Genomic DNA, 16234 nt, shown 5'->3' with positions numbered 1-16234 from the left:
CTTTTTTCGGCTCGATTTTAGACGCTGATTTTTACAAATATGCGGCAACTATGGTATAATACTATGAACATAATTGAGAAAGAGTGATAAAATGGAGAATTCATTCAGGTATTATAAAAACAACGATTGTCAGTATTATCCTTGTCATGAAATAAAAAATGAGGAGTTCAACTGCATGTTTTGCTATTGTCCACTTTATCTCATAAAAGACTGCAGAGGAAAATACTCAGTAATAAATGGCATAAAGGATTGCAGCAGATGTTTCATTCCACACAGCTATAAAGGTTATGAATACATAAACGATATTCTGATCAAGTACACAAGGGCTAATCCATTGGAGGAGTAGTTATGAAAAAAAAGAAATTTGATCCTGCAAGGATCACTCAGGGTCTGATGGGTAAGGCAAAGGAGTATATGGGAGACTCAGAAAGAATGAAAGATCTCTTGTCTTCAGCCAGCATTAAGGTAAAGGATAACGACCAGCTTTCCGGCATGATAGAAGATATCGGGTTGGCTTTGAGCTTAACAAGAGACTTTTCAAGAAAGACATACAGAGACATTTCCAAAGGAAGTATAGCTTCTATAGTGGCAGGGATAATTTACTTGGTAAATCCTGTAGACATAATTCCTGACTTTCTTATGACGGGATTTTTGGACGATGCGGCAGTACTTGGATATATCCTGACCAGAATGAGGGATGAATTGGACAAGTACAAGCATTGGAAGGATGTCAACAGGTAGGAGGTAATCGATGAGAAAGACATTAATATTGCTTATAATTATGATTTTAATCTTACAGCCATTTCATGTTGAGGCGGTTGGTTTCGAGCCAGGCACTCCCCGGGCAGTCAGTATAGGGTTGCCTGCCGGTGATACACAGGGATTAAATCTATCCTGGATAAATGATCCATTGTTGGAAGAATACATTAACAACAGTTACCAGGGAAGCGGACTGAGTTATCACGTCAATATCTACATAAGAAAGGGAACAAAGATCCATATCAAGGATCTCTATTACAGCTATGATCAGCTTCAGAAGGGATCGGATTCAAGGATTTCTGTAACGGTAACACTTGATGAGCTTGGATCAGATGAGACAAAAATTGATTTCATGAGCACATCCTATAGTGCAAGAGTAAGGTATATCCAGGCTATGAATGACATATTGGGCTCATACTATCTGGCGGACAGCTTCAGTGCAAGTGCAAGTCTTGGTCTCATATACCCATATAATTATGCCAGCAGCTGGGCTATTGAGGAGCTGGATAAGGCGATGGAGTATGGCTTTATCACACCGAGGATCAGCACTAACATGAGAGATATTATAAGCCGTGAGGAATTCAGTGAAATGATGGTAAGCCTCTATGAATCGGCAACTGGCATTGAGGCAGAATACAGTGAAGCCACTTTTACGGATACAGACGACCCCCAAATTTCAAAGGCAGCCAGCCTTGGCATAATAACCGGATATGATGATGGCACCTTCAGGCCAGCCAATCCGATCTCAAGACAGGATATTGCTTTGATAATCTTCAGAACCCTTAAGCTTATTATTCCTGAGATCAACAGTTATTATCAACCGCGGGACACAGGTGAACAGATCCAGCCTTATGCATACGATGCAGTAATGTTTCTTGTCCACAATGGGATAATGAAGGGAGATGCAAAAGGGGCGCTGAACCCACTCGACCATACTACAAGGGAGCAAGCAGCTTTACTTACCTTAAGAGCTTATGAGCAATTTAAATAGGATCGCACTTATAGACCTGCTGTCAGCAGGCCTAACTGGGTCGGACGATTAAGGAGTTGGATATTATGCCACAGGGCAATATAGGTGAGCTTGCAGCAGTGGCGACTGCAATAAGCTGGACTCTGGTAGGCTTGTTTTTCAGCCAGGCCAGTAAAAGGATAGGTAGTTTATCAGTAAATTTTTATAAGTTGATTTTTGGATTTACTATGTTAAGTATAACTGCATACTTTACAAGGGGCATAGCCTTGCCTGTCGATGCAACGCTCAAGAACTGGACCTGGCTGGCCTTGTCAGGCATAGTTGGGTTTTTCCTTGGAGATTATTTTATGCTCAAGGCTTACATAGAGGTGGGAGTCAGAGTGTCTATGCTTATGATGGCGTCAAGCCCGCCTATGGCAGCCTTATTGGGATTTTTCTTCCTGTCTGAAAGGCTATCTCCCTCTGCTCTATTAGGTATGCTTATCACTATTTCTGGCATCGTTTTAGTTATTTTAAGCAAGGATAATGGCAGAATGAGAGTAAGGTACTCGATCAAAGGCCTTACCTATGCCTTTATTGGAGCCTTTGGCAGTGCATCAGGAATGGTCTTCAGCAAGATTGGCCTCGGAGACTACAATACTATGGCAGCTACTCAAATTAGAATTATTGCTGGATTTCTGTGCTTTGTAATTTTTGTTACAGTAAGAAATGAGTGGAAAAACCTTCGTTCTGCAATCATGGACAGAAAAGCCTTGAAATATACTTTTCTGGGGTCCATATTCGGGCCATTCATCGGAGTCAATTTATCGCTTGTTGCTCTTAAGTACACAAGCACAGGAATAGTTTCGACTATAACCTCAATGACTCCAGTCACAATAATACCTTTTTCCATTGCCTTATTCAAGGAAAAGGTCAAACCCAGAGAAATTCTTGGTGCATTGATTTCTGTTTCAGGTGTAGCTATACTTTTATTGACGTAAAAAGTGAGGGACAACAGCCTCACTTTTTTGGTTTTGTTGAACCTATTCCCACCAATGATCCAGCCAAGCCCAATAACAGTGCCGTTGAAAGGGTAAATATTGACAATCCTGTCAGCAGCAAATCATAATCTGGTAAAACCAGAAAAGGGAGAGAACCAGTCAGACCATTAAATATCTGTGAAGCTGACATGATAGTTACCCCGAGACTTAATATTCCTGATAAAATGCTTAGGAATACTCCATTGATGATGAAGGGCAGGTATATGAATCCATCAGGTGCACCAAGTAACTTTAACGTACCAATAGCATCTCTGTTAAGATAAATTCCCTGTCTTATTATATGAGAGGTCAGTACGACAGTGGCGGCACCAACTGCAGCTATAACAAGTAGTCCTGCAAGATTGAACACAGCTGATATGTCCTCAAGTTTGGTCAAGACCTCCCTGTTATCCCGTACGTAATTTACTCCCTCAACATTCGCTGCAGATACGGAAATCTCCTCGGCCTTATCCAGTTGTATGTGTACCTCAAGATACTCGCTGAAGGGATTATAATCAAATAGAGCGAGTATTTTGGAATCATCTCCAAGAAGCTTAACCATCCTGTCCTTCGCTTCATCAGCTTGTATAAGTATAATTTCTTCGACTCCATTTATCTCCTGCAGGTCTTCTGAAATTCTGTCAGGATCAGAACCCGGATCATAATAAACGCTGATTTCAGCCTCAGACTGGAGGGACTCAGCCATATAGCTCATTGAATATCCAAGGCCGGCAGTCATTGACAAAATGAAGAAGATCATAGAAAGACTCAAGACAGACAGGATATAGGACGACAGATCCTTCCTCGCAAGGGTGCCTGCTTCCTTCAGGAAGTAAGGAAAATTGAAAAGCTTAAAGCTCATGATGCACCTCCTTAAGAGACATCCTTCCGTCTTCTACCGTTATGTGTACATAGTCCTTCTCACGTTCCAAAAGATGTGTGGCGTGTGTAGTTATGATTACTGTAGTTTCAGGGGAAACAAAGGTTTTAAGAAGGTCGAGTACTATTATTGAATTGGATCTATCAAGGTTTCCAGTAGGCTCATCGGCAATTATCAACACCGGTTTGCGCGCAACCGCTCTTGCAATGGCAACTCTTTGTCTTTCACCATAGGAGAGCTTGTCAACGATATTGTGCACCTTATGGGAAAGACCGACCTTTTCTAATGATTCTAAAGTTCTCTGGTACAATTCTTCTTTGCTAAGCTCAAGAAACCTAAGGCCTGTCATAACATTCTCACAAGCTGTTCTCCCGTCCAGGAGCTTGAAGTCCTGAAATACAGGTCCTATCTTCTGCCTTAAGCTTCGCAGCTCACCATGACCGATAGATTTCATATCCATATTCATAACTTTAAGATCTCCACTGGTCGGTCTCTCGATACCTAACAGCATCTTTATAAAGCTCGTCTTTCCAGAACCACTTGCACCGGTTATGTATACCAGCTTTCCGCCGGCTATAACAAGGGATGCCTCTTTCAAACCGAAGGTTCCATCCTTGTATTGAAGACTTAATTGATTGGCTTCTATCATAGCTTCCCCCTAAAACAACGACATGTCAATATTCATATAAAGGTACCCGTCCTCTACACGGATCGATCTTATTGTATTATTTCCCAGTAGAGTCTCAAATCTCAGCTCAAACAGGCCAGCTGAAAATAACTCCTCCATAGCAGACCTTTCCAAAGTCAGACCCATGAATTCTCCAACGTTCAGAGAATACCCCAGCGTTCTATCGTCAAGCTGCTCTAAGCGACCCTTCATTATAAGTTGAAGCTCAGGCATTTCAAGAATCATTTCATCCTTTGCAAAAAGTATCCGGACTTTTGCAGGGTAATTCTTCAATGAGAGGTCCCGATTTAGTGACTCATCAGAAATCATTCCACTGACACCGTCAAGCCCAAGCTTAATGGCAACAAGATCCTGTGACAGGTTCCCTGACTCAATATCCTTGGACAATTGAGCAATAGTATCAGAAAAAACTGGCTTAATGTCAACAAGTGAGCTCTCAAGCTGGGCGAGCCAATCCTCGTATTTCTCCCTTTCATCCTGAAGAGCTGAGAGTCTATTCTCGAGCTCTAAAGAGGCTTTTTCCTTAGCCTGAATTGATCTCTGAAGCTCACTTCGTTTGTTGTTTAGCTGCACAAGGGACTCATCAAGCTTTATTTTTTCTGACTCAAGGGCTTCCTTCTCACCTTGCAGTCTGTCCAAAAGCCTCCCCGTACCTCTCGAGATATCTCTGATTCCATTTATCCTGTCTATCAGTGTTGCAACACTGTCTGAGCTTAATATCAGTTGAAGGTAAGAAACTGGTCCTCTTTTCTGGTAATTTTTGAGGATAACTTCCATAACGGACAATCCATTATCATAATCCTCTTGCTTGATCCTTATGTTCTCATCAAGGCTTTGTATGGCGGCATCCAGATTCTGGATCTCTTCCTCGAGCCTAAGCTCCTGTCGCAGAAGCTCATTTACCTCCTGGGACATCAAGAACAAGGCATCGAGAATTTCCTTCTCCTCACCCTGAAGTCTTCTAAGGTCGTCTTTAGCATCAGAGGTCAGGGAGAGAGTGGATGCAAAGCCCGTGAATGATAGTGAAAGAATGAGCACACCTACTATAAAATATAAAAGCAAACTATATTGCTTCATTTGCATCACCTCATAGTATGTTTATACCCTTTGAATGGTGCCGGTGTCAATATTGCAAGGTATAGAAATGCCCGGGAAGACCCGGGCATAAACTTTACTCAAGTGTGTGTATGAAAAGTCCGCTTCTAAGCTTTGGCTCAAACCAGGTTGATTTAGGAGGCATGACCTCCCCCGCATCAGCTATTGCCATAAGATCTGATATGCTCGTCGGGTACATGGAAAATGCCACTCTCATACCGCCTTCATCGACCCTGTCCTCAAGCTCAGCCAAACCTCTGATCCCGCCTACAAAATCTATTCTGTCGTCCACTCGTGGGTCCTGTATACCCAAAAGGGGAGTAAGGACATTTTTTTGAAGTATGGAAACATCCAGTCTGTCGACAGGTGAAGCTTCGTCGAAGGTTCCATCCTTGGCCTTGAGTATATACCATTTGTCGTCAAGATACATGCCAAAGGTATGTTTTTCTGCAGGCTTGAACTGACCCTCTCCTTCAAACTCCTTTACCTCGAAGCTTTGCTTCAAAAGCTCGATGAATTCAGCCGTAGAGTACTCATTAAGATCCCTTACAACTCTATTATAGTCCATTATATAGAGATCCTCATCCGGAAACAGGACTGCCAGGAAGTAATTGAATTCCTCAGTACCATCATAATCGGGAAACTGCTCCCTCCTTTTTAGTCCCACCTTGACGGCAGATGCTGCCCTGTGATGACCATCAGCTATATAGAGGTAGTCAACTCCGCTGAATTTTGCCACAAGCTCATCCACAATACCTCTGTCGTCTATATGCCACACTGTGTGAGTGATCCCATCATCGGAAACAAAGTCATAAATTGGGTCCTTATTTTCCATCCAGCTATTGATCAGTTGGGATATATCTTCCCGCTTTCTATAGGTCAAAAAAATCGGACCGGTATTAGCATTTGTATAATCTACATGATTTATTCTGTCCAGCTCCTTGTCAGCCCTTGTGAATTCATGCTTTTTGATTATATTGTTTAGATAATCGTCAATTGATGTAGTTCCAACCAACCCTACCTGAGTCCTGCCATTCATGATCTGCTTGTAGATATACAGGCTGTCCTGCTGATCATTAATGAATATCTTATCATTGATCATGCCATAAAGGTTATCTCTGGCTTTTTCATAAACCTGTACATCATGGATGTCCACTGAAGGATCAAGATCGATCTCAGCCTTGTCGACATGGAGAAAGGAGTAGGGGTTTCCTGCAACCATTTGTCTAGCCTCATCGCTGTTCATCACGTCATATGGCAGAGCAGCTACCTTGCTGGCCAGCTCAGGAGCCGGCCTGTATGCCTTAAAGGGTTTCAATACAGCCATTTACATACCTCCTTAGAAACTGGTCTTTATTATCTCTACTATCTCCCCGCCTATCCTTTCCTGTGCCTCTGCTGTTGAGCCTCCGATATGAGGTGTTGAAGACACCCTTGGATGATTTATTAAAGCCAGATTTTTAGTTGGCTCCTCGACAAAGACATCTATCCCGGCACCTGCAAGATCCCCGGACTCCAAGGCCTGTAGCAGAGCCTCCTCGTCAACAATACCGCCTCTGGCACAATTTATGATGTAAGCTGTATTTTTCATCAACTTAAGCTCATTCATGCCGATCAAGGCTTTACCTCCCTCAAGTGAAGGAGTATGGATCGATACGAAATCTGAAAGCCTAAGCAGCTCCTCAAGTGTTGAGTAACCGTATTCAGGGAAATCCTCCCTGGGACCCCGCCTGTTTGTATACAGCACCTTCATACCTAATGCGGTTGCTTTCTTGGCTAATTCAATAGAGATCCTGCCAAAGCCTACAAGTCCAAGTGTTTTTCCTGAAAGCTCGACCCCCGTATAATTCTTTTTATTCCATTTTCCCTCTCTCATAGTAACATTGGATATGCCAACAAATCTTGCGAGAGAGAACATATGTGCCAGGGCAAGCTCTGCCACTGATGCACTGCTGGAATTAGGGGTGTTTCTTACCTTTATGCCCTTAGCCTCGGCGTAGTCGACATCGATATTGTCAACTCCCACTCCAGCTCGGATGATCATCTTGAGCCTCCCAGCATCAGCTGCTGCATCTATGATAGGAGCTTTGACCTTTGTGGCAGATCTTACAACTACAACATCATAATCAGCGAGAGCTTTTTTAAGCTCCTCAGGTTCAAAATACTGCTCTGTGACTTCATGACCCATTGATTCAAGCTCATCCCGTGCGGACTTGTCTATTCCATCAGTTGCAAGTATCCTTAGCATATTTCTTATCACTCCAATCCAAGTATATCGTTTATATTATCTAAAAGCTCCCTGACAACTTCAACAGAGTAGTCAGCCATATGTGCGATCCTGAAGGTAACATCCTTCAAATCGCCATAGCCATTGGAGATCATAAAGCCTCTTTCTCCCAGCTTCTTATTTAGATCACTGACGCTTATTCCCTTTGTGTTCGTTATGGTAGTAAGAGTCTGTGACAGATATTTCTCGTCCTTGACAAACAGCGCAAAATGCTTCCTTGCCCAGTCTCTTACAAGCTCTGCCATTTCATGGTGCCTTGAATAGCGATTCTCAAGACCTTCTTCAAGTATCCTGTCCAGCTGGTAGTCCATTGCAAACATATGTGACAGGGATGGAGTGGACGGATATTGATAATCCTTTTTCTTGATGGTGTCATAAAGATCTACTATATCCAGATACAAGCCCCTGAATTCAACCTGTCTGCCAGCCTCAATAGCTCTTTCGGAAACAGAGCATATGCTCATCCCGGCTGGAAGGCCCAGTGCTTTCTGTGTGGAGGTTATACAGACATCTATTCCCCATGCATCAGTATCTATAAGAACTCCGGCCATGGAGCTTACAGTATCAACAAGGAATAATACGTCCGGATACTTCTCCTTAAGGAGCTTGCCGATCTCATCGACCGGGTTCATTATACCGGCGGAGGTCTCGTTGTGCGTAACAGTTATTACATCGTATTTGCCGGTAGCCAGCGCCTCGTCGACCATCTCGGGTGTTGTAGGGTAACCTGGCTCTGATTTGAATATGTCAGCCGGAACATTGTTGGTTTTTGCCATCTTATACCATCTGTCTCCAAATGCTCCTACGGAGAATACAGCTGCTCTTTTCCTTGTGAAGGATCTTATCGCACCTTCCATAAGACCGCTGCCTGATGTAGTTGACAATACTATCTGGTTTTCTGTGCGGAAAACCTTCTGCATTTTTTCGGAAATGTCTCTTTGAAGCTTGGATGCGTCCTTAGTTCTGTGCCCAATTTGGGGTGTTGCCATCTTTTGAAGTACATCTTCCCGAACATCAACCGGTCCCGGGATAAAAAGCTTCTTGTGCATATTAAAACCTCCTATAAATAGACTTAACACTATTTTACCCAAAAAAAGGCCTGTGTATCCCTAAAAAGCTTAAAATATAGATGCTTGTCTTTTCCAGGTCATCTTTCTGTGATAATATTATGATTGACAATAATTCAACCAATAGCCTTAAGGATGTGTTTATATGATAAAACTTGTTATTGGAGGAGCCAGAAGCGGCAAGAGTACCTTTGCCGAAAGCCTGTACAATGGAGTTAGGGATGTTGTTTATATTGCAACTGCAAAAGCTGATGATCAGGAGATGGAGGATAGAATAAAGCACCATAGGTCGTCAAGACCATCTGACTGGAGAACTTATGAGGGAACCGACAGCCTGCACGGAGCCATGGGTGATGAAAAACACTATCTCCTGGATTGCATCACTATTCTGACTTCAAATATTATGTTTGATTTGACCGGAGAATCAGAATACATAGACGATGCGCTCTCAAGGCAGGTGGAGGAACGCGTTGCAGCCGTTATAGACGAGCTTCTGGAAATGATCATCGAGAGAGATCTTGACCTTGTAATGGTTACAAATGAGGTTGGCATGTCATTAGTGCCAGAGCATCATATTTCCAGGGTATTCAGAGATATCCAGGGGAGGATAAACCAAAGGCTTGCAATGAGGGCTGATGAGGTTTATTTGGTATGTGCAGGCATACCAGTGAGGATAAAGTGACAGAAGGAATACTTTTAGCCGTCCAGTTTTTAACCAGGATCCCAGTAAAAAAAGTGATAGAATACAATAACAAAAACCTAAGGATAGCAATCTCAGCTTTTCCCTTGATTGGAATGATTATTGGCTTGATATCCGGACTTTTGTTCAGGATCCTTGTGGTGTATGATGATCAAGTCGCTGCCGGAGTGTGTATCCTCGCTATGGTCATCTTATCTGGAGGCCTGCACCTTGATGGACTCTCAGATACCCTGGATGGATTCCTGTCCGGACGGGGAAAAGAGAGGACAATGGAGATTATGAAGGACAGCAGACTTGGAACCTTTGGCGCTTTGGGACTTATTTTGGTTATTCTTTTGAAGTTTGTTTTTCTGAGCGTATTGGGTATTGATGGATGGATCGGAATACCTGTAGCAATGGCAGGGGGCAGGCTTTCAGCTGCATGGATGATATGGAGGTTTCCACCTGCACGCAAGGAGGGTCTGGGTTCGCTGTTCAAGGGTTCCCAACCAGATAAGAGTATATTAGTAACGTCTCTATTATTTATTATTTTGATTGGATTCTTGGGACTTCTGGGTATGATTGCTTTGACAGCAGCAGTCATTTCAGGCCAATTGGTCGGCAGGTGGTCTATGAAAAAGATAAATGGTCTGACCGGAGACGTTTATGGAGCAGGCATCGAGCTCTCAGAGCTCGTAGCATTAGCAATTTTTGGGGGAGTGAACCTATGGATCTAATATTTATAAGACACGGACAGTCAGAGGACAATCTGGATAAAAGAATGAGCAGAGACTTTACAGAGCTAACACCAAGAGGTATAGAGCAAATCAAACAAACCAGAGTAATGCTAAAGGACTACACCTTTGATACCGTTTACTGCAGCCCGCTCAAGAGAACTGTCCAAACGATGGAGGTACTCGGACTTGAAGGTATGCTGGACGATAGGATAAGGGAGATGAATTGGGGGATATTCACGGGGCATACCTATGAGGAATACAGTAGTAAATACCCCATTGAAACAGCTCAATGGAACAAAGATCCCTTTAAATACACTATTCCGGGAGGAGAGAGCATATACAAGACCTATGAAAGGGTCAAGGATTTTCTGGATGGATTTTCTAAAACCACTGAGAACATTTTATCGGTTACCCATGAAGGAATAATCAGACTTGCGTGTTCCTGGGTCATCGACGATCCTGAGACATTTTTCAGATTCAGGGCTGAGAATGGCAGCATCACAGTGATATCTGTCGTAGATGGATATAAGTATATAAGGCAGATGAACCATAGATAGCTCTAAACAAATTATACGAGGAGAGAGAGAATGGGCTACAGGATCTTAAACTGTATCAGCACTCATGAAAGCTTAAATATTGAGGAAGCAAACAGACTAAACTACGGGATTGAGCTTCAGGATTTCGTCGAGCCAAACCTCGCCGTTGAAGAGAAAAAGAGACTCATATCTGTCTATAGCAGAGATCTGTCAATGCTTAAAGGACCTAAGGCTATACATGGTCCATTTCTGGATCTTAAGCCTTCAAGTCCGGACCTGCTCATAAGGGAAGCCAGCAGGATGAGGTATTCTGAGACATTGGATATAGCTTCATTTCTGAATGTCGACTATGTCATATTCCATAGTCAGATCAATCCTTATTTGAATCTTCCAAGGCTTAGAAAACTTAATGCGAAGCAGGCTGCCGAGTACTGGCATGAAGCTCTGAGGCTTACAAAGTATAAAGGAACAATTCTGCTTGAAAATATTTTTGAGGAGACGCCTGAAATGCTTGCAGAGCTCCTTGAGGAAATAAGCGATGAAAGAATAAGGGTCAACCTTGACATTGGTCACCTCAGACTGGGAAAGTCAAGCTTAGACGAATGGATAAGCACTCTTGCTGAATGGATATCATACATACATGTCCACGGGAATGATGGCAAATTTGATGTGCATCAAGCACCTACGGATGAGGATATAGATGAGCTTATGGCTTCTTTATCGAGGAACGGCATATATCCGGTACTGGCACTTGAGTATACCGTAAAGGATATGGGGTCGGAAATAAGAAGGTATGTCAAATAGTTTCTTAAACCAAGGCTTAACAGGGTATAAGACAGATTAGGATAGCAATTAAGTCAAAGGAGGAATATATATGGCTTTAGTAACGTCAACTGAAATGTTCAGAAAAGCTCAGGCAGGAGGGTATGCGATCGGTGCCTTCAACGTTAACAACATGGAGATCATCCAGGGGATAATCGAGGCAGCGAAGGAGGAGAATTCAGCTCTTATTTTGCAGGTATCTGCAGGTGCGAGGAAATACGCCAACTCTGTTTACCTTAAAAAATTAGTTGAAGCTGCCGTTGAAGATAGCGGTCTCGATATAGTACTCCACTTGGATCATGGTGAGGATTTTGATATAGTAAAAAAATGTATAGATGACGGATTTACCTCAGTCATGATAGACGCTTCTCATCATCCATTCGAGGAGAATGTGAGACTTACACGTGAGGTTGTAGATTATGCCCATGCAAGGGGCGTAGTCGTGGAGGCTGAACTGGGAAGGCTTGCAGGTGTTGAGGATGCCATAAGCGTAAGTAAAGAGGATGCTACTTATACAGACCCTGACCAGGCTGTTGAGTTTGTCGAAAGAACAGGCATCGATTCACTTGCAATAGCTATAGGAACAAGCCACGGCGCATATAAATTCAAGGGAGAACCAAAGCTTGATTTTGAGAGGCTTGAAATCATTGGGAATAAACTTCCAAACACTCCGCTTGTCCTTCATGGAGCATCGACAGTGCTTCCTGAATTTGTAGCACTGTGCAACAAATACGGCGGGAATATACCAGGAGCCCAGGGAGTCCCTGAGGAAATGCTAAGAAGAGCTGCCAGCATGAGGGTTGCAAAGATAAATATCGACACAGATCTCAGACTTGCAATGACAGCAGCAATAAGACAATTTCTTGCAGAGAATCCTTCGGAGTTTGATCCGAGGAAGTATCTTGGACCTGCAAGAACAGCGATCAAGGGTATGGTAAAGCATAAGATAAAGAACGTACTGGGATCCAGTGGATCAAGTCTATAGGAAGGTGCAGGAGGAGGGATAACCCTCCTCCTTTTTAAGGAGGGTAAGCCATGGAGATCTTTCCGGATATAGACCAGGTACAGCAAATGCTGGAGGAGATTTCAGAGAGTATTCCTGCAGAATTTTTCAAGAAGCTGAACGAAGGAGTAGTACTGCTCCCTCAGCACAGGTACCATCCCAGGAGTAGGGAGGGAAGGCCTCTCTATATACTCGGTGAGTATAGAAAAAGCATCACCGGGAGCCATATAAGGATCTACTACGGTTCATTCAAAAGGACCATGGAAGGGATGGAACGCCAAAAAATCAAGGAGAAGCTTGAGGAAACCCTGTTACATGAGTTTACTCACCATCTTGAGACCCTTGCAGGCGAGAGAGGGCTGATACTGAAGGATCAGGAGTCAATAAAAAGGTATCTTGAAAAATAATTTTTCGCATTTGAAGACCTTGAGATAATCGTTTTCATACTTGTTTAATCAAAAGACACTAAAAGAAGAGTGTTGACAATCAAAAATTACGATGTTATAGTCTTATTTAAGTTGAAAAACAGCTTAGACGGGAAGAGTAAGCGTGTGAACACTCTCACAGAGAGCTCTCATTTGGTGAAAGAGGGCAGAGGATAGCAAGCCGAATATGGTCCCTGAGCATGCTTGTCGAAACACCCTGTGGTATTTAGGCAGGCACGTGATGCACACGTTACAGTGCCGGAGTATTAAAGGATTTTTCCTGCGTACTTTACAAGGCTTGTTTCGCGAGAAACAGGTGAATTAGGGTGGTACCACGATGCTTTCGTCCCTTTGCATTTTGCAAAGTGACGAGAGCTTTTTTTATTGTTTTGAAGAGGGGGAAGCAAAATGATCCAGCTAAAGGATGTCAGCAAAACATTCCAGGGAGGGTCGGGTGATGTTCTGGCCTTGAGAAATGTCGACCTAAATGTTGAAGAGGGTGAGATCAGAGGAATAATCGGTTATTCAGGAGCAGGGAAAAGTACACTGATCAGATGTATCAACCTTCTTGAAAAGCCGACAGAGGGACAGATCCTTTTTAAGGGAGAGGATCTTACTCTATTGCCTGAAAAGGAACTAAGGGAAAGGAGAAAGAGGATTGGAATGATATTCCAGCATTTCAACCTTATGCCATCAAGAACTGTTTATAAAAATATTGAGTATCCCTTAAAGGGTTCAGATCTAAGCAATAAACAAAAAAGAGAAAAGATAATGAGTCTCCTGGAGTTGGTTGGTCTTATGGATAAAGAAAATGCCTATCCTTCGCAGCTTAGCGGTGGACAAAAGCAGAGAGTGGCTATTGCAAGAGCCTTGGCCAATGATCCTGATATGCTGCTCTGTGATGAAGCAACCTCTGCGCTGGATCCAAAGACTACAAAGTCGATACTTAGGCTATTAAGGGAGCTAAAGGAAAAACTTGGGTTAACGATAATACTTATAACTCATGAGATGGAGGTAATAAAAGAGATATGCGATAAGGTATCAGTTATGGAGGATGGCCGCATAGTTGAAGAGAATGATGTAGTAGGGATATTTTCAAACCCAAAGGCCAGGATAACAAGGGATTTTCTGGAAACCACCTCTAATCTACCACGGCTGGAGGGCCTGCTGACAGACGACGAGGGATTCCTAAACAATAGAAAGGGTGTACTTGCAAAGGTTCAGTATTTTGGTGAGACTGCAAAGGATGCAATACTATCGCAGGCTTCAAGGAAATACAACATAGACATTTCAGTGCTTTATGGAAGCTTCGATATTATAGCGAAAACACCTGTTGGTGAGCTGATAGTCTTATTCAGCGGAGCCGATGATTCGGTAAATAATGGAATGGAATATTTCAGGACCAAGGGTCTTAAAATAGAAATTATAAATCAAAAGGAGAGAAATTAAATGAAAAGAAAAGGATCACTACTACTTTTAACGTTTCTATTGGCAATAGCAGCGGCTGGATGTACAGGAAATGCCTCAGAGGTAACCTCTGAGGAAGGCAAGACAATAGTTAAGGTTGGCCTAGTAGGAGAAATGGCTGAAATGTGGGTACCGATCCAGGAAAACCTCGAAGATGACGGAATTCAGATAGAGCTTATTAAGTTTGCGGATTATACGCTTCCAAACCAGGCACTGGCTGATGGAGAAATCGATCTGAATGCATTTCAGCATTATGCGTTCCTGTATAATGAAGTAGAGGCAAAAGGACTTGATCTGGTTCCGATTGGGAATACCATAATAGCACCATTAAATGTCTATTCATTAAAGCTGGAATCCATAGATCAAATCAAGGAAGGAGATAAAATAGCTATTCCCAATGACGTCACAAATGGGGGAAGAGCCCTGAAGGTGCTTGAAAGTGCAGGTCTTATAGAGGTTGATCCTCAAGCAGGATATAATCCATCAGTTGGAGATATCACAAGGAATCCGTTGCAGCTTGAAATAATCGAAGTGGAGGCCTCAAATCTTCCATCGCTTCTGCCGGATGTATCAGCTGCGGTTATAAATGGGAACCATGCCCACGATCATGGATTGAAGCCTGCAGAGGACGCAATTTACTCACAAAGCATCGACTCCATTGAAAGCGACAATCCATATATAAATATTATCGCTGCAAGAGCGGAAGACGCTGAGAATGAGGTATACTTGAAGGTAGTGGATGCATACAACCAACCAAACGTTGCAGATGTTATCAATGAGACTTATGACGGTTTATACGTACCGGCCTGGTTTGAGAATTAGGAGGAGATAATGATGGGCAAGTTGAGAAGGATAGGCATACTCGGAGCCGGGAATGTAGGCTCGCATTGCGGGTTTTCACTGGCTTTGCAGGGGGAAGCAGATGAAATAGTATTCGTAGACATTAAGAAGGAAAAGGCTGAGGGGGAAGCATTGGATTTAAGAGATGCTCTTCCATTCCTTCCACATAGAGTTAGGGTATGGGCTGGAAGTGTCGATGACTTTAAGGACAGCGATATTGTAATAGTTGCAGCAGGTCCACTTCCAAGACCGGACCAGGACAGACTTGATACTCTTGGTGAAACTCTGCAGGCCTTTGGAGATACGATTCCTTCAATTGTAAGAGCAGGCTTTGATGGGATCTTTTTATGCATATCAAATCCGGCGGATGTAATAGCTGACTATGTGAGAAAAGCCTCAGGTTTTCCAAAGAACAGGGTTTTCAGTACCGGCACGTCGCTGGATAGTGCAAGATTAAAAAGGATCCTTTCAAGAGATACCGGAATAGATGTTAAATCGATATATGCGTTTTCAATGGGCGAGCACGGAGGTTCCCAGATGATTCCCTGGTCTCAGGTGTCGATCGGGAATAAGCCAATAAATGAGTTTTTTAAGGAAAGGATTGACTCACTGGGGGCTTTTGACACCGAGGCCATTCTTGAGGAAACGAGATTTGCCGGTTATAGTGTATTGACTGGAAAGGGATCGACTGAATTTGGCATAAGCAATGCTGCAACTGATATTGTGAGAGCTATCCTGCATGACGAGAAGAGGATACTTCCTGTATCTCCTTTATTGGAGGGAGAGTATGGGGTATCCGGAGTACACGCCAGTGTACCTGCAGTCATTGGAAAGAGGGGAGTAGAGGAGATAGTCCAGATGAAACTCAGCGAAAAGGAACTGAAGGAGTTCCAACACTCCTGTGAACTAATAAAAAAACACATTGACCTGGTAAGTGAGTTGATTAAGGGAGGCAATTGA

19 protein-coding genes and 1 other annotated feature are annotated in these 16234 nt (G+C 43.0%); of the genes, 13 read left to right on the top strand and 6 right to left on the bottom strand.

Going from position 1 to position 16234, the window contains the following annotated elements:
- The first annotated feature begins 91 nt into the window (after nt 1-91).
- From EC328_RS07720 to EC328_RS07705, 4 genes are all read left to right on the top strand, one after another.
- Nucleotides 92-346: a cysteine-rich small domain-containing protein gene (locus EC328_RS07720; RefSeq protein WP_128426241.1), complete on the top strand. Its 255-nt coding sequence runs from the start codon at nt 92-94 to the stop codon at nt 344-346.
- Nucleotides 347-348: 2 nt separating this feature from the next.
- Nucleotides 349-741 (top strand): YkvA family protein, encoded by a 393-nt coding sequence (locus tag EC328_RS11730; protein ID WP_128426240.1) that lies wholly within the window; start codon nt 349-351, stop codon nt 739-741.
- Between the two features lie 10 nt (nt 742-751).
- A complete protein-coding gene (locus EC328_RS07710; protein ID WP_128426239.1) occupies nt 752-1750 on the top strand; it encodes an S-layer homology domain-containing protein in 999 nt (332 codons plus the stop codon).
- A gap of 65 nt (nt 1751-1815) precedes the next feature.
- The gene (locus EC328_RS07705; protein ID WP_128426238.1) at nt 1816-2709 is read left to right on the top strand and encodes a DMT family transporter; all 894 of its coding nucleotides are present in this window, start codon (nt 1816-1818) and stop codon (nt 2707-2709) included.
- Between the two features lie 19 nt (nt 2710-2728).
- On the opposite strand, the gene EC328_RS07700 is transcribed toward EC328_RS07705, so the two are convergent.
- The 6 genes from EC328_RS07700 to EC328_RS07675 all read right to left on the bottom strand — a co-directional run bounded on the left by EC328_RS07700 (nt 2729) and on the right by EC328_RS07675 (nt 8747).
- Nucleotides 2729-3610 carry a cell division protein FtsX gene (locus tag EC328_RS07700; RefSeq protein WP_128426237.1) on the bottom strand — a complete coding sequence of 294 codons (882 nt, stop codon included), beginning with the start codon at nt 3608-3610 and terminating at the stop codon, nt 2729-2731.
- Complete coding sequence (locus EC328_RS07695) at nt 3600-4277, bottom strand: cell division ATP-binding protein FtsE (protein WP_128426236.1); 678 nt, start codon at nt 4275-4277, stop codon at nt 3600-3602. Before EC328_RS07695 ends, EC328_RS07700 begins: the two co-directional genes overlap by 11 nt.
- A 9-nt stretch (nt 4278-4286) precedes the next feature.
- Nucleotides 4287-5393, bottom strand: a complete 1107-nt coding sequence (locus tag EC328_RS07690) for a coiled-coil domain-containing protein (RefSeq protein ID WP_128426235.1) — start codon at nt 5391-5393, stop codon at nt 4287-4289.
- Between the two features lie 94 nt (nt 5394-5487).
- On the bottom strand, nt 5488-6738 hold the full coding sequence (locus tag EC328_RS07685) for a DUF1015 domain-containing protein (RefSeq protein WP_128426234.1): 1251 nt from the start codon (nt 6736-6738) through the stop codon (nt 5488-5490).
- Nucleotides 6739-6750: 12 nt separating this feature from the next.
- Complete coding sequence (locus EC328_RS07680) at nt 6751-7659, bottom strand: D-2-hydroxyacid dehydrogenase (RefSeq protein ID WP_128426233.1); 909 nt, start codon at nt 7657-7659, stop codon at nt 6751-6753.
- A gap of 8 nt (nt 7660-7667) precedes the next feature.
- Nucleotides 7668-8747, bottom strand: a complete 1080-nt coding sequence (locus EC328_RS07675; protein WP_128426232.1) for a pyridoxal-phosphate-dependent aminotransferase family protein — start codon at nt 8745-8747, stop codon at nt 7668-7670.
- Between the two features lie 163 nt (nt 8748-8910).
- Here EC328_RS07675 and cobU point away from each other — a divergent pair, with 163 nt between their 5' ends.
- From cobU to EC328_RS07630, 9 genes are all read left to right on the top strand, one after another.
- On the top strand, nt 8911-9447 hold the full coding sequence (gene cobU, locus EC328_RS07670; RefSeq protein WP_128426231.1) for a bifunctional adenosylcobinamide kinase/adenosylcobinamide-phosphate guanylyltransferase: 537 nt from the start codon (nt 8911-8913) through the stop codon (nt 9445-9447).
- Nucleotides 9444-10181, top strand: a complete 738-nt coding sequence (gene cobS / locus EC328_RS07665; RefSeq protein ID WP_164906067.1) for an adenosylcobinamide-GDP ribazoletransferase — start codon at nt 9444-9446, stop codon at nt 10179-10181. The genes cobU and cobS overlap by 4 nt, the downstream gene beginning before the upstream one ends.
- Entirely contained in the window at nt 10172-10738 is a 567-nt protein-coding gene (locus EC328_RS07660) for a histidine phosphatase family protein (RefSeq protein ID WP_128426229.1), read from the top strand. Before cobS ends, EC328_RS07660 begins: the two co-directional genes overlap by 10 nt.
- A gap of 30 nt (nt 10739-10768) precedes the next feature.
- Nucleotides 10769-11521 (top strand): sugar phosphate isomerase/epimerase family protein, encoded by a 753-nt coding sequence (locus tag EC328_RS07655; RefSeq protein ID WP_128426228.1) that lies wholly within the window; start codon nt 10769-10771, stop codon nt 11519-11521.
- A gap of 70 nt (nt 11522-11591) precedes the next feature.
- Entirely contained in the window at nt 11592-12524 is a 933-nt protein-coding gene (gene fba, locus EC328_RS07650; RefSeq protein ID WP_128426227.1) for a class II fructose-1,6-bisphosphate aldolase, read from the top strand.
- Between the two features lie 50 nt (nt 12525-12574).
- On the top strand, nt 12575-12949 hold the full coding sequence (locus tag EC328_RS07645) for a metallopeptidase family protein (RefSeq protein WP_128426226.1): 375 nt from the start codon (nt 12575-12577) through the stop codon (nt 12947-12949).
- 115 nt (nt 12950-13064) lie between these two features.
- Nucleotides 13065-13321: a binding site (T-box leader), on the top strand.
- A 54-nt stretch (nt 13322-13375) separates the two neighbouring features.
- The gene (locus EC328_RS07640; protein ID WP_128426225.1) at nt 13376-14416 is read left to right on the top strand and encodes a methionine ABC transporter ATP-binding protein; all 1041 of its coding nucleotides are present in this window, start codon (nt 13376-13378) and stop codon (nt 14414-14416) included.
- Nucleotides 14417-15256, top strand: coding sequence for a MetQ/NlpA family ABC transporter substrate-binding protein (locus EC328_RS07635; RefSeq protein WP_128426224.1), 840 nt, complete (start codon nt 14417-14419; stop codon nt 15254-15256).
- 12 nt (nt 15257-15268) lie between these two features.
- Entirely contained in the window at nt 15269-16234 is a 966-nt protein-coding gene (locus tag EC328_RS07630; protein WP_164906066.1) for an L-lactate dehydrogenase, read from the top strand.

The organism is Gudongella oleilytica (assembly GCF_004101785.1).
GTDB classification, from domain to species: domain Bacteria; phylum Bacillota; class Clostridia; order Tissierellales; family Tissierellaceae; genus Gudongella; species Gudongella oleilytica.
Note: the sequence above shows the minus strand (reverse complement) of the source record. Positions and strands in the feature narration are given on the sequence as shown.